Source organism: Vibrio sp. YT-16, assembly GCF_033337405.1.
Classification (GTDB): Bacteria; Pseudomonadota; Gammaproteobacteria; order Enterobacterales; family Vibrionaceae; genus Vibrio; species Vibrio alginolyticus.
Genome location: NZ_JAWOQQ010000011.1, coordinates 39,226 through 53,697, shown reverse-complemented (window position 1 = coordinate 53,697; position 14,472 = coordinate 39,226). Strand labels below are relative to the sequence as shown.

The following is a 14,472-nucleotide window of genomic DNA, read 5'->3' as shown; positions in this document are numbered from 1 at the left end:
AAAAAGATAATCGGAATTTATCTCATCTAATAACGTGAAATTCGTTTGGCTAAAAACACCCCAGAGAGGGAAAAGTCAGACAGAAAAGGAGTTCAAACAATGTCTCAAACTGCAGAAAAGAAAGCAGAATTAGGTGGCGCAGGCCTTCGTGGTCAAAGCGCAGGAAGCACAGCTTTATGTACTGTCGGAAAAACGGGAACTGGTCTAACTTATCGTGGATACGATATTACTGATCTTGCGAACAACGCACAGTTTGAAGAAGTTGCTCACCTTCTGTTACGCGGTCACTTACCGAATCAACAAGAACTTGATGCGTACAAGACACATCTACTCAGCCTTAGAGGTTTGCCAGCCGAGCTAAAACAAGCTTTAGAGTTGATTCCTGCAAGCGCACACCCAATGGACGTAATGCGCACGGGTTGTTCTGTATTGGGTAACCTAGAGCAGGAAATGAGCTTCGAGGAGCAACTGAAAGCAACCGAACGTATGCTTGCCTTGTTCCCTGCCATCATCTGTTACTGGTACCGCTTTAGTCATGATGGCGTGCGTATCAACACCGAGGATCAGACTGAAGATTGCATCGGTGGTTACTTCTTGCGATTACTTACAGACAAAGCACCATCTGCGCTGCACAAACAAGTGATGCATTGCTCGCTTATTCTTTATGCTGAACATGAGTTTAATGCTTCTACATTCGCAGCACGCGTTTGTGCATCAACGTTGTCAGACATTCATTCTTGTATCACGGCGGCAATCGGTACGCTTCGTGGGCCACTTCACGGCGGTGCGAACGAAGCGGCGATGGAAATGATTGAAGATTGGCAAACGCCCGACGAGGCGGAAGCGAACATCATGAAAATGCTAGCCAATAAAGACAAGATCATGGGCTTCGGTCATGCGATTTATCGTGAAAGTGACCCTCGCAACGCCTTAATAAAACGCTGGTCCAAAGAGCTATCGAAACAAGTTGGTGATACACATCTATATGCGGTTTCTGAGCGTGTTGAATCAGTGATGAAGCGAGAGAAAGGTCTGTTCTGTAATGCGGACTTCTTCCATGCATCGGCTTACCACTTCATGGACATTCCAACCAAACTATTCACCCCAATCTTTGTGATGAGTCGTTTAACGGGCTGGGCTGCACACGTTTATGAACAGCGTGCCAATAACCGTATTATTCGCCCAAGTGCCGATTATACGGGCCCAGATCATCAAGAATGGGTGCCTATCGAGAATCGCTAGCGCGAAGGTCAACGAGGGCATTATATGCTTTGGTTGACCACCTCCTTCCTTTGTCATTCTCTCTAACAGAGGAAGGAGAACCTCTCATCACTGTGTTTCTGGAGCAATGGAAAACCTTGATGAAGGCAAGATGTAAAGACTGAATGGAAGCAAACCATGAACACAAATATTAATACCCAATATCGTAAGCCGCTTCCGGGAACTCAACTGGATTATTTTGATGCACGCGAAGCCGTCAATGCCATTTCTCCTGGAGCCTATGAAACACTCCCTTATACCTCTCGCGTGCTAGCTGAGCAACTGGTCCGTCGCTGTGACCCGAACACATTGACAGATAGCCTGAAACAGTTAATCGAACGCAAACGCGATCTTGATTTTCCTTGGTATCCAGCACGCGTTGTTTGTCATGACATTCTTGGTCAGACCGCTCTAGTCGATTTAGCGGGTCTGCGCGATGCCATTTCAGATCAGGGCGGTGATCCTGCAAAAGTGAACCCAGTGGTTGAGACACAATTGATCGTTGACCACTCTTTAGCGGTTGAACATGCGGGCTTTGACCCTGATGCCTTCGACAAAAACCGCGCGATTGAAGAGCGCCGTAATGAAGACCGATTCCACTTTATTGAGTGGTGTAAAACAGCGTTTGAAAACGTCAGCGTGATTCCAGCTGGGAATGGCATCATGCACCAAATCAACTTGGAAAAAATGTCTCCTGTGGTACAAGCAAAGCAGGGCATTGCCTACCCTGACACCTGTGTGGGTACGGACAGTCACACGCCTCACGTAGACGCTCTTGGTGTTATTGCAATAGGTGTCGGTGGTCTGGAAGCAGAAACCGTCATGCTTGGCCGACCATCAATGATGCGTCTACCAGATATTGTCGGTGTCAAACTGACGGGTAAACGTCAACCGGGCATTACCGCAACGGATATTGTCCTCGCGATTACTGAGTTTCTTCGTAATGAGCGTGTGGTATCTTCATATCTTGAATTCTTTGGAGAAGGCGCACGTGATCTAACGATCGGAGACCGCGCAACGATTTCAAACATGACACCAGAATACGGCGCAACAGCTGGCATGTTTTATATTGATGAGCAGACCATCAATTACTTGAAACTAACTGGTCGAGATGAAGAACAAGTTGCTTTAGTAGAAAATTACGCAAAACAAACCGGTCTTTGGGCAGACGATCTTGATAGCGCAGTTTACGAGCGCGTACTTGAGTTCGATTTATCATCAGTTAGCCGTAACTTGGCTGGTCCGTCAAACCCTCATCGTCGTTTACCAACTTCTGAGTTGGCACAGCGCGGCATTTCTGGAGCGTGGGAAGAGAAAGAAGGCGAGTTGCCAGATGGTGCAGTGATCATCGCTGCTATTACCTCATGTACGAATACCAGTAACCCAAGAAACGTGGTTGCTGCTGGCCTTGTGGCGAAGAAAGCCAACGAACTTGGTCTTGTACGTAAACCGTGGGTGAAATCGTCTTTTGCTCCGGGTTCTAAAGTTGCACGCTTGTATCTGGAAGAAGCGGGCTTATTACCAGAGCTAGAGAAGCTTGGCTTTGGCATTGTTGGTTACGCATGTACAACTTGTAACGGTATGAGTGGTGCGCTGGATCCAAAAATCCAACAAGAGATCATCGACCGTGATTTATATGCAACAGCGGTGCTTTCTGGTAACCGTAACTTTGATGGTCGAATCCATCCGTACGCCAAACAAGCTTTCTTGGCTTCACCACCATTGGTTGTCGCTTATGCACTAGCCGGTACCATTCGTTTTGATATCGAGCGCGATGCGCTTGGCACGGACCAAAACGGCAAACCAATTTATCTCAATGATTTGTGGCCAAGCGATGAAGAGATCGATGCAGTTGTCGGTACTCATGTTAAACCAGAGCAGTTTAAGCAAGTTTACATTCAGATGTTTAAGCTGAATGATCAAGAGCAAAATCCCAACCCGCTGTACGACTGGCGTCCGATGAGTACCTATATCCGCCGACCACCGTACTGGGAAGGTGCGCTAGCGGGAGAAAGAACATTGTCTGGTATGCGTCCATTGGCGATTCTGGGCGACAACATCACCACTGATCACTTATCACCATCCAACGCGATTCTCGCAAGCAGCGCAGCAGGTGAATACTTAGCGAAAATGGGTGTGCCAGAAGAAGATTTCAACTCTTACGCGACTCACCGTGGTGACCACTTAACGGCGCAACGCGCGACCTTTGCTAACCCGAAACTATTTAACGAAATGGTGAAAGAGAACGGTGAAGTGGTTCAGGGTTCTCTGGCGCGAATCGAGCCGGAAGGTCAGGTTGTACGCATGTGGGAAGCGATTGAGACCTACATGAACCGCAAGCAACCACTGATTGTTGTTGCAGGTGCTGACTATGGTCAGGGTTCATCTCGTGACTGGGCAGCAAAAGGCGTTCGATTGGCTGGTGTAGAAGCAATCGTTGCAGAAGGCTTTGAGCGTATTCACCGAACTAACTTGGTTGGCATGGGCGTGTTACCACTGCAATTTAAGCCGGGTGTTAATCGCAATACATTAGAACTGGATGGTACTGAACTGTATGACGTGGTTGGTGAAATCAAGCCGGGTGCAGATTTAGCCTTGGTTATTACACGTAGCAATGGTGAGAAAGTCGATGTTCCGGTCACCTGTCGCTTAGATACCGCTGACGAAGTTCACGTGTACAACGCGGGCGGTGTTCTGCAGCGTTTCGCGCAAGATTTCTTGGCACAATAAGGAGTGCGTATGTCAAATAATACTCCGAATCAAACAAGCCAAATAAAAGTGCCCGCGACGTACATGCGTGGCGGCACGAGTAAAGGTGTCTTTTTCAACCTAGAGGATTTACCTCAAGAAGCGCAAGTGGCTGGAGCCGCACGTGACAAACTGTTGCTACGCGTTATTGGCAGCCCTGATCCTTACGCGAAGCAAATTGATGGCATGGGGGGCGCGACGTCAAGCACCAGTAAAACAGTGATTGTTTCGCGCAGCAGCAGAGCCGATCACGATGTTGACTACTTATTTGGCCAAGTGTCGATCGACAAACCATTCGTCGATTGGAGTGGTAACTGCGGCAACTTGTCTGCCGCTGTCGGTCCTTTCGCCATTCATGCTGGTCTGATCCCACAAGACCGTATTCCAGAAAATGGCATTGTGACGGTGCGTGTTTGGCAGGTGAACATAAGCAAAACGATTTTGATTCACGTGCCAATCGTCAATGGTTTCGTCCAAGAAACCGGAGAGTTTGAACTCGATGGTGTCACGTTTCCAGCGGCAGAGATTCAAGTGGATTTTGTTGATCCTTCCGATGGCGAAGGAAGTATGTTCCCAACGGGCAACTTAGTTGATGATTTGGTGGTGCCGGATGTGGGTACGTTCAACGCGACCTTTATTAACGCGGGCATACCAACCATTTTTATTGATGCTGAATCGATAGGATATCAGGGCACCGAGCTGCAAGACGATGTCAACAACGATGACACAGCATTAGCGATGTTCGAATCCATCCGCGCATATGGCGCGTTAAAAATGGGCCTGATTTCTGATTTAGAAGAAGCTCAAACACGCCAACATACGCCGAAAATAGCGTTTGTTTCTAAACCGAAAAGTTACCTGTCTTCAAGTGGTAAAGCCGTTAATGAGTCGGATATTGATGTGCTCGTTCGCGCGCTGTCGATGGGCAAGCTACATCATGCAATGATGGGAACAGCAGCCGTTGCTATTGCTTCTGCTGCGTGTGTGCCCGGAACGTTAGTGAATTTAGCCGCTGGTGGCGGTGAAAAAGAGTCCGTGACTTTTGGTCACCCGTCAGGAACGTTAAAAGTTGGGGCACAAGCGAAGCAAACTGAGCAGGGCTGGGTGGTGCAAAAAGCCATTATGAGCCGAAGTGCGAGAATACTGATGGAGGGATTTGTGCGTGTACCCTTCTATGTCTTCGATTAAAAGAGACGATCTTTGGATTAAAAGAGCGATCTTTGAGTAGAACGAGAGCAATGTCAGGACATACTGGAGGAAGCAATATGTCTTCATACGAAAAAGAATACTTATGGGCGAAGAATGAACCGGAGAGTTTTTGGCGCGCTCAAGCGGAGAATCTCGATTGGTTTGAATCTCCTAAAACTATCTTGAAATCTGATGAAAACGGCATAGAACGTTGGTTTCCAGATGGTGTAATGAATACGTGCTGGTTAGCATTAGATTACCATTGCGAGCAAGGACGCGGTGATAATACTGCACTCATTTATGACTCGCCAGTGACAGGTCGTAAAGCCACGTACACCTATAGCGATCTACGTGACCAAGTAGCAAAAATTGCTGGCATGCTGTCTGCTCAAGGTGTTGAAAAAGGCGACCGAGTCGTTATTTATATGCCGATGATCCCAGAAGCCGCAATGGCGATGCTTGCCTGCGCGCGTTTGGGGGCGATTCATTCCGTAGTATTCGGTGGTTTTGCACCTAATGAGCTTGCTGTACGAATTGAAGATGCAGAGCCGAAAGTGATCATGACGGCGTCGTGCGGGATTGAGATCAACAAAGTCATTCCATACAAACCAATGGTAGACAAAGCCATTATGGACAGCCGTTGGAAGCCTGAGAAAGTGTTTGTTTTCCAACGTCCAGAGTGCGACGCTGAGCTAAACCAAGAAAGAGACTTAGATTGGCAGCGAGAGTACAAACAAGCGCTGCCACATGGTTGTGTTCCGGTGTTAGCAACCGATCCGCTCTACATACTTTATACATCGGGCACGACAGGTAAGCCGAAAGGCGTTGTGCGTGATAACGGTGGCCATGCTGTCGCGATGAAGTACTCCATGAGCGCAATCTATAACATTCCTCAAGATGGCGTCTTTTGGGCGGCATCTGATGTGGGCTGGGTAGTAGGGCACTCTTACATTGTTTACGCCCCACTGATTCACGGTTGCACTACTATCCTATTCGAAGGCAAGCCTGTTCGAACACCGGATCCTGGCGCATTTTGGCGAGTGTGTGATGAATATAAAGTAGATGCGTTGTTCTCTGCACCAACGGCGTTTCGTGCGATTAAGAAAGAGGACCCGGAAGGCGAGCACTTAAAACAGTACGACTTGTCGAATCTGAAAAACATCTTTATGGCGGGAGAACGCCTTGACCCTCCGACACTGGAGTGGGTTCAGAGCAAAGCGGACAAGCCCGTTATTGACCACTGGTGGCAAACCGAGACGGGCTGGGCCATCGCTGGCAACCCGACAGGTGTCGAAATGATGCCAGTTAAAGCTGGTTCTTCGACGAAGCCCATTCCGGGTTATCAGGTCGAAATTCTGAATGAACTTGGAGAGGCTGTCGGGCCTAACCAACAAGGCTTTGTCGCATTAAAACGTCCGCTACCACCAAGTTGTCTGCCAACGGTTTGGCGTAATCATGACCGTTTTGAAACTGGTTATCTTAGCCAGTTCCCAGGCTACTACGTGTCTGGTGATGGTGGCTATCTGGATGAAGACGGTTACCTGTTTATTATGGGACGTATTGATGACGTGATTAATGTCGCGGGACACCGATTGTCGACAGGTGAAATGGAAGAAATAGTAGGAGGCCACCCAGCGATTGCAGAATGTGCGGTGGTCGGTATCCACGATGATCTAAAAGGTCAGCTTCCACTTGGTTTTGTTGTACTGAAAGACGGCGTCAAAGTGGATGAGCTAGACCTTGAAGGTGAGCTTGTTGGCAAAGTGCGTAGTGAGATAGGTGCAGTTGCTTGCTTCAAGCATGCGTTGGTTGTAGACCGTTTACCGAAAACACGTTCAGGTAAAATTTTGCGTCGAACTATACGTCAAATAGCTGATGGTGAAAAATACACCGTTCCGTCAACGATTGATGACCCAAGTAGCTTGAACGAAATTGAGCGAGTGCTACGACGCTGAGAAAAACTCAATTCTAACTAACCCCTGATCCTCGAACTCTGTTGGTTGGTTCTGCCTCTGTACGTTTATTAAGTGCAGGGGCCTTTTTGTTGTTCAAACAGTACAAACGTATCGTGAAAGCATTTGTGACTTGCCAATACGACGTTTTCCTCACAAACTACAGCCATTCCATTTTTAGTGACCCTTTGTATGACCACGTTTGCGATTAAACCTGCGTGTTTTAGCGACCTAGAGTTGCTCAACGATCTTATGTTCGAGCTTCATGATGAGCATCATCTTCAATCTCCTGAGCTTTTCAAAACGGCAGAGGAGATAGAACAAGAAAAAAGCATTGCTCGATATATTGACGACCCTGAGTGCCTTGTTTACGTAGCAAAACAAGGAGATGAAATTATTGGCTTTATCTCTGGTCACTTCTGTGAACTTATTTCTACCGTCAGCCAGCCAGTTATGATGGGAAGTGTGGATGAGCTCTATGTGCTGCCTGAATATCGAAAACAAGGTACGGCGCAGGCATTGATTAATAAAATTGAGTCAACGTTCTCTGATTACGGTGCAAAACAGATGTTTGTTGAAGTATGGCATTTTAACCAGGGCGCAATATCTTTGTATGAAAAACAAGGATTTGCACATCATATCCACTATTTAAGAAAACCGCTGAACGAATAATCGTATTTAACTTTAATATTGTGATTTAGGTTCATTCGAATTGAAATCATTCAGTTCGTCAATAGACTTTTCTCTATAAGTTGCTCGCAATGTTAATAAATTGATATGCACCCATATTGGTATCGGCGTTTTTGTCTGCTTGTTTATTAGTAGCACGAGGATCGTGCTTACAAAAACAAGAGGACAATATTTTGAAACTAACAAAATCGTTACTTGCTTTAGCCGTTTTGCCAATGTTCGCAAGTGCTGATGATTTGTCACAGACGCAAAATCACACTATCCAACCCCAGATCGTAGGCGGAGTAACTGCCGACCCACGTGACTGGAAATTCTACACCCAAATTGTTAGTCGTTATGGTAACCGATCGTATTGTGGGGCCAGTTATATCGGGAATGGTTACGTCCTGACTGCTGCACATTGTGTTGAGGGTGATTCTCCGAGTCAGATCGCGGTTAAAATCGGTGGCGTTGTTTATAACGGTAGTGATGGTGTTCGTGCAAACGTCAGTGAGATCCATATGCACCCGGCATATCGCCGCGCGACGCTTTCTCATGACCTCGCGGTATTGAAGCTCGACTCTGTGCCTCAAGGTGTTTCTTCAGTTGAGATTGCGAATGGTAGTCTAACGCAATACGCGAGCATCGGAGATTGGCTTAGTGTTGCTGGCTTAGGGCGAACTTCTGAAGGAGGAAGCTCTCCGTCTCGATTGCAAGAGGTTGACGTCCCACTTGTGTCGGATATGACTTGCCGTCAAGCCGGTGGCAACTACACAACGGTTGGAGAAGTGTCATTCTGTGCGGGTATTCCTCAAGGTGGGATAGATTCTTGTCAGGGAGATAGTGGAGGTCCAATCGTCATTAATCGCAGTGGTGTAATTACTCAACTTGGTGTGGTCAGTTGGGGAATAGGTTGTGCTCGTCCTGGTATGTATGGGGTTTATAGCGATATCGCTGCTATGCGCAATTTTGTCGATGGTGTTATCGGAACAGCAACACCACCAAAAGAGAATGTTTCTGTTGGATACACCACTGAACAGACACTGGCATCATTTTATGTTGGGGAGTTACAGCAACATAGCTTTGTTATCCAGAATTCAGGGAACACCACGTTCACTGTGGAAAATGTTCGCGCGTTTGCTTCGGGTGTTACTGATGCAGCTGTTATTGCCAATGATCAGTGCTCTCAGGCAACGTTAGCAATGAATGCAACTTGTCGTGTTGATGTTGAATTTGGTGCTACTCAGAGCGGAGAAGCAAGAGTGGCTTTGAACTTCAACGTTGATAAGACCAGCACACAATACCAAGCGTTAGTATCCTCTCAAGCGAAAACGGTGACAACGCCTCCCACAGATAGCTGTACAACTGTATGGCAAGCCAGCTTAGTGTATCTCAAAGGAGATACGGTTACTTGGAATGGTAAAGTTTGGCAAGCGCAGTGGTGGACTCAAGGTGATAATCCAGCAGACTCAGGGCCTTGGGGTGTTTGGCAAAAAGTAGGCGATGCGAATTGCAAGTCTAACTAACGATCGGGCCAGTGAATTTGATTCGTTGACCATGAGATAAGATTCATTCTTGGTTTCAACGATCAGTACATAGTTATTATAACAGGGGTTTATTGTTTGCGAATAATAAGCCCTTTTTTATTGTGTCAACTATGAGAACCCACAAAATGTGTATGACTTTGTCCTGACGTTATCTTTATATAACTGGCAGAATTGCGATCAACATTTTATGTTTTGTCTGATCTTTGTCAGGTTTGCATTAAATTATTCTCCAGTGAGCGTTGAGATCGGGTTTTACGCGATCAACTCAGTTTGGCATAACTCGTTACTTAATTTTTGTCGAAAAAGATAAGATTAACTGCCATGATTCATTGGTTATCATTATGTTTATTTAAGGTCATATTTTGTGTTGAGACAGCTGTTATTACTCATCCTTTATTTTATTTTGTTACCTGTTTCACCGATCTCTACGGCTAAAGCCACTGCGAGCGAAGTTAAAGGAGCGCTCTGTATTGTTCGCGCTGATGACAAGTTAGTGCTAGTTCATGAAGTATTAACGGATAAGATTTCTCTACCTGGCGGAACCATCATTGATGGTGAGTCTCCACAAGTTGCTGCTCAACGAGAAACGTGGGAAGAAACCGGTATAGTGGTTACGGTTGGAGAGGAGCTTGGCAGAACGGACACTGCGGTTTTTTACGACTGTATATCAGACTCTGACATTATCGCTTTTTCTATGAATAATTCTTTAGGTGGAAATGAACTGCCTATTTGGTTTGCCCCTCATTATGGAGTAGAAGTTGCGTCAGCGATGTTGCTTAGCCCATCTGAATTACCATCATCTTTATATCGTTATCCTGAGCAATGGCCACAAGCCACTCAGTTTTTTGATCAAGCTACCAAGCAATCAGTATCTTATGTGACTCAGTTGATCGAATCCGCGCCTTCATTTCGTCAGGTTGAATTGGCGTGGCTGATAGATTTACAGAGTTGGGTAGGGGCGTTGTCAGAAACGAGTTACGAGGTAGCTAGTCAGATCTCGAAACTGGTTATAGACCTGACAGAACCGACGGTACTACTCTTTCTATTTCCTTTTGCCATGATGCGCTTTGGTAGCCGGTTTGTGTACCGACTCTTTTTTGCAATTAGTGCAACGTCGCTTATGGTGCTTGTCGCTCAACAAGGCTTTTCGTTACCGCGCCCACATGTCTATATACCAATGATGGAGTTAACGCACAGCTTTGGCTTTAGTTTTCCTAGCTTGCCTATCGCTGTGTGGTTTTGTGTTCTGACGTTCTTGTTTCATAGAACCCAGTATTTCGGTTTGAATGGAACAACGGCAGTCTTCGTGTTCATCACTCTTACTGTGGTGTTAGGTAAGTTTTTCCTCGGCAGTGCCTTTATTTTAGATATGTTATTTGGCGCGCTGTTAGGCAGCTTGGTGGCTTGGCATGTTCTTCGACTGGAGACAAATCAAGATGTGAACGTTGATAAAGTTCTAAGCTCAAAAGGCGTCTGGTTCATTATGACTGCGGCAACATCGGTCATCTCTGTCATCTGGCCATTACCTGTGTTTGGTCGCTGGCTAGCAATTTTAATCACTGCATCAGCGTTGGTCATGACATTTAAAGAGTCGAAAGCACATTTAGATACTCGGCAGATGATCTTTGTAACGCTGGCATTGTTGCTTGTTGATCAACTCTATTTGTACTCGGCTAATATCGTATCGTTTAGCGGTTTGTGGTCATTAGTCTTGTCGACGTTACATTATCCATTATTAATGTTGTTATTTATGCTGCTTGCAAGGAAGCTGACTTGTGAAAACCAACCGAGCAAAACGTTGCTAGATTGATGGCTGTATTTGTTATCTATTAGTATTTGAGTAAAAACAAAGCCTTGCATTACAGCAAGGCTTTTACACGTTTAGTCTACGAACAACGCCGCTTGCCTATCTTGGACGGTTAGGGGTGTTAAACGTAAGAAGCTTAACGCAACAGACATGGCGGAAAGGGCTATGCATCGAGCACGAACTTTTCTATAGCTTTAGCGACACCGTGCTCATCATTACTTGCCGTAATGTAGTCAGCGATTTGCTTGGTTTCTTCCATTGCATTTGCCATCGCGATACCAAGGCCAGCGTATTTCAGCATGTGGTGGTCATTTTCTGCGTCACCCATACAGATAACTTCTTCCGGTTTAATTCCCAGATACTCGGCAATTGCGGCAACACCAATACCTTTGTTGCTCGCAGGGTTAAGAAACTCAAGGAAAAACGGAGCGCTTTGAACAACCGTAAACGCTTCGCGCATTTCAGCTGGCAGTGCTGCTATAACTTCTGTTAGTTTGCTTGGCTCTGCAACCATCATAGCTTTGATGATTGGATGATCGTCTTCTAGTGATTCGAAGTTCATCTCGGTGACATTTAAGCCATTTATCTTTGCTTCAATATCGGTGTAAGGGTTGTGTTCGTTGGTGATTAAACCATGAACTTGACTAAAAGCATGGACGTACGCACCTAGCTCTTCGGCTTTTCGCGCCACCAATTTTGCAGCTTTACCATCTATGATTTGCTGGTGGATGATGTCGTTTGTGCCTACGTTCTTGACCATCGAACCGTTGTAGTAAAGAACAAAATCTCGATCGGAATGGATATTCAGTTCGTCGAGCTTGTCTTGCATTCCTTCTAATGGGCGACCAGAAGCGAGAACGACAGTAACGCCTGCTTCTCGAGCTTTTGCGATCGCTTGTTTGTTTTCTTCAGAAATGGCTTTATCACTATTGAGTAGCGTGCCATCCATATCTAGTGCGATCAGTTTATACATCATTTCTTACCTTAAAGTTTTTTGGGAGCTGTCAGTGAATAAGGCTTGGTTTAACGTTAACCAGAAACCTATATTCATTACGCTATGAAACTACAAAATGGTCTATTTTAACAATTAATTTTTGGTTTAAATTGACCTAGACACGCGTGTCCATTATGGTCTTCGCCTCGAAATGTTATGAGTTGAGTGAGTTCTGCGTTGTATAAGCTAAATGAGATGTTTGAAACCATCCAAGGGGAAGGGGTTTTTACTGGAGTCCCTGCTGTTTTTGTTCGGCTTCAAGAGTGTCCGGTTGGTTGCTCATGGTGCGATACCAAACAAACGTGGTATGCAGATGAGAATGATCAACGTCAAATAGGCGATATTCTGGTGAAAACGGAAGACTCTCCGACGTGGTGTGTTGCATCTGCCGAGAACATCGTAGAGCAATATCAACAGCAAGGCTTTAATGCTAAGCATATCGTGATTACTGGTGGAGAGCCTTGTATTTATGATCTGCGCCCTTTAACAAAGGCGTTTGAAGATATGGGGTGCCAATGCCAAATTGAAACCAGTGGCACATCAGAAGTGATTACTTCAGAAAACACGTGGGTGACAGTGTCACCAAAAGTGGCAATGAAAGGTAAATTGCCAGTGCTTAATAGCGCGTTAGAGCGAGCAAATGAGATTAAGCATCCAGTCGGCACCCAGAAAGATATCGACCACCTTGATGACCTTTTAGCAAATGCGAACGTAGCGGCTGAGACTATCATTGCACTACAACCAATTAGCCAGAAGCCTCGTGCTACGCAATTGTGTATTGATACGTGCATTGCCCGCAATTGGCGTTTGTCTGTTCAAACTCATAAATATTTGAGTATTGCTTAGACGAGAGACTCGTCATCATTCGAGGTAGCTTTGCTATCGAAACATTGTCGATATATCTAAACAGTTTATAGCGTTGTAAAAGCTAAGAAGTGTTGACTGCTGTGGTGTGGTGCTATCTTTGGTTCGACAATCGTTTCGCATTTAATTGATGCCACCAATCTGGCGGCATCAAAATGAAGCTCTGTTGGCTGGAGTTTCACGCTGAGATAAAGCGTTTAGAAGCTAACGCAAAAGGTTTCATCCCACCGCTATTACCGCTAACAAAGACTATTTGCTCGCTAAGTATTCTTCTAAGCCGCTTTGTCGCAGTAGGCACGCTGGGCATTCACCACAGCCTTTACCAACGATTCCGTTGTAACATGTTAAAGTATTGTTTTGGACAAACTCCAACATATTGTGCTTATCAGCTAGAGCCCAGGTCTCGGCTTTAGTAAGCCACATTAAAGGAGTCTTAATATTGAAGGCTTTATCCATACCTAAGTTGCAAGAGAGATTTAGAGAGCGAATAAAGTTGTCTCGGCAGTCAGGGTAACCACTAAAGTCTGTTTCGCAAACTCCCGTAATGATGTCTTGAATGCCAAGCTGGTAAGCATGGATACATGCGTAAGTAAGAAAGAGAATGTTTCTCCCTGGAACGAATGTATTGGGTACGTTAGCGTCGCTTAAGTCATTAGATACCGGAATGTTGTCTCTTGTCAGCGAGCTTATCGCTAACTCATTAATTGATTTTACATCCAGGACTTTGTGGCTTTTGATGTTAAGTTGCTTACCTAATTCGATAGCGATATCTATTTCATCTGAATGACGCTGGCCATAATCAAATGTTATAGCATGAACCTCATCATATGTATTTAATGCATCGATTAAGCAGGTCGTAGAGTCCTGCCCACCGGAAAAAACCACAAGTGCTTTTGTTGTAGCCATGTTGAACCCTTAGTTATGCTCTTTGATTCTTTGGTATTGATACGTATTCTTAGGCGTTTAATCCCAATTACGTACTCGACTTCGTGGCGATTGCGTCCGCAATCAGCTGGGCTGTGCTCTCAAGCACTCTTTGCTTGTCATCATTTGACAGCTTGTGGAGATTCACCGCAAGTTCAGCGGTGATTTCATCTTCACAAAAAAAATAGTTTAGAGGCACGTTTAGCTCATCTGCGATAAGTTTGAGCGTTTTTACGTCGGGAGTATGGCGCTCCCTTTCGTATTGATTCATCCTTGCACTTGCAGAACTATCATCCATGCCGATACGGATGCCCAGTGCTTTTTGGGACAGATTCGCTTGTTTACGCGCATGCTTAAGGCGGGCTGGGAGTGGGTTATTAAACAACACTTAAAGTTCATACGAAGGACTTGGATGACTAAGATTATCTTAGTTTTTCTGATTTTTGTATACTAAGTAATGCTTAGTTATTGCCGAGGTCGCCAAGGCCGTGTCTGTATAACTAAAAAAGATTTCGCATC

General features: G+C 45.5%; 11 protein-coding genes. 8 read left to right on the top strand and 3 right to left on the bottom strand.

The annotated features are described in order from the left end of the window. Positions 1-99: 99 nt before the first annotated feature. From prpC to R7F07_RS17090, 7 genes are all read left to right on the top strand, one after another. Positions 100-1,242 (top strand): 2-methylcitrate synthase, encoded by a 1,143-nt coding sequence (gene prpC / locus R7F07_RS17120; protein ID WP_005377283.1) that lies wholly within the window; start codon positions 100-102, stop codon positions 1,240-1,242. A gap of 156 nt (positions 1,243-1,398) precedes the next feature. Further along, positions 1,399-3,990, top strand: coding sequence for a Fe/S-dependent 2-methylisocitrate dehydratase AcnD (gene acnD / locus R7F07_RS17115; protein WP_136976232.1), 2,592 nt, complete (start codon positions 1,399-1,401; stop codon positions 3,988-3,990). A gap of 9 nt (positions 3,991-3,999) precedes the next feature. Continuing rightward, positions 4,000-5,196, top strand: coding sequence for a 2-methylaconitate cis-trans isomerase PrpF (prpF, locus tag R7F07_RS17110; protein ID WP_054575019.1), 1,197 nt, complete (start codon positions 4,000-4,002; stop codon positions 5,194-5,196). Between the two features lie 77 nt (positions 5,197-5,273). Then, on the top strand, positions 5,274-7,151 hold the full coding sequence (locus R7F07_RS17105) for a propionyl-CoA synthetase (protein WP_170890264.1): 1,878 nt from the start codon (positions 5,274-5,276) through the stop codon (positions 7,149-7,151). A gap of 189 nt (positions 7,152-7,340) precedes the next feature. Beyond that, complete coding sequence (locus R7F07_RS17100; RefSeq protein WP_005377290.1) at positions 7,341-7,820, top strand: GNAT family N-acetyltransferase; 480 nt, start codon at positions 7,341-7,343, stop codon at positions 7,818-7,820. A gap of 191 nt (positions 7,821-8,011) precedes the next feature. After that, the gene (locus R7F07_RS17095; protein WP_171343285.1) at positions 8,012-9,343 is read left to right on the top strand and encodes a trypsin-like serine protease; all 1,332 of its coding nucleotides are present in this window, start codon (positions 8,012-8,014) and stop codon (positions 9,341-9,343) included. Positions 9,344-9,728: 385 nt separating this feature from the next. Next, positions 9,729-11,174, top strand: coding sequence for a bifunctional NUDIX hydrolase/phosphatase PAP2 family protein (locus R7F07_RS17090; RefSeq protein WP_171343286.1), 1,446 nt, complete (start codon positions 9,729-9,731; stop codon positions 11,172-11,174). A 160-nt stretch (positions 11,175-11,334) separates the two neighbouring features. Here the strand turns inward: R7F07_RS17090 and R7F07_RS17085 are convergent, their stop codons facing one another. After that, positions 11,335-12,144 (bottom strand): Cof-type HAD-IIB family hydrolase, encoded by an 810-nt coding sequence (locus R7F07_RS17085; RefSeq protein WP_054866167.1) that lies wholly within the window; start codon positions 12,142-12,144, stop codon positions 11,335-11,337. A gap of 216 nt (positions 12,145-12,360) precedes the next feature. Here R7F07_RS17085 and queE point away from each other — a divergent pair, with 216 nt between their 5' ends. Further along, positions 12,361-13,011, top strand: a complete 651-nt coding sequence (gene queE / locus R7F07_RS17080; RefSeq protein WP_005377296.1) for a 7-carboxy-7-deazaguanine synthase QueE — start codon at positions 12,361-12,363, stop codon at positions 13,009-13,011. 267 nt (positions 13,012-13,278) lie between these two features. Here queE and queC read toward each other — a convergent pair whose 3' ends face one another. Both queC and R7F07_RS17070 read right to left on the bottom strand, forming a co-directional pair. Beyond that, a complete protein-coding gene (gene queC, locus R7F07_RS17075) occupies positions 13,279-13,935 on the bottom strand; it encodes a 7-cyano-7-deazaguanine synthase QueC (protein WP_005377298.1) in 657 nt (218 codons plus the stop codon). A 67-nt stretch (positions 13,936-14,002) separates the two neighbouring features. Then, a complete protein-coding gene (locus R7F07_RS17070; RefSeq protein WP_005388200.1) occupies positions 14,003-14,341 on the bottom strand; it encodes a helix-turn-helix domain-containing protein in 339 nt (112 codons plus the stop codon). Between the last annotated feature and the right edge of the window lie 131 nt (positions 14,342-14,472).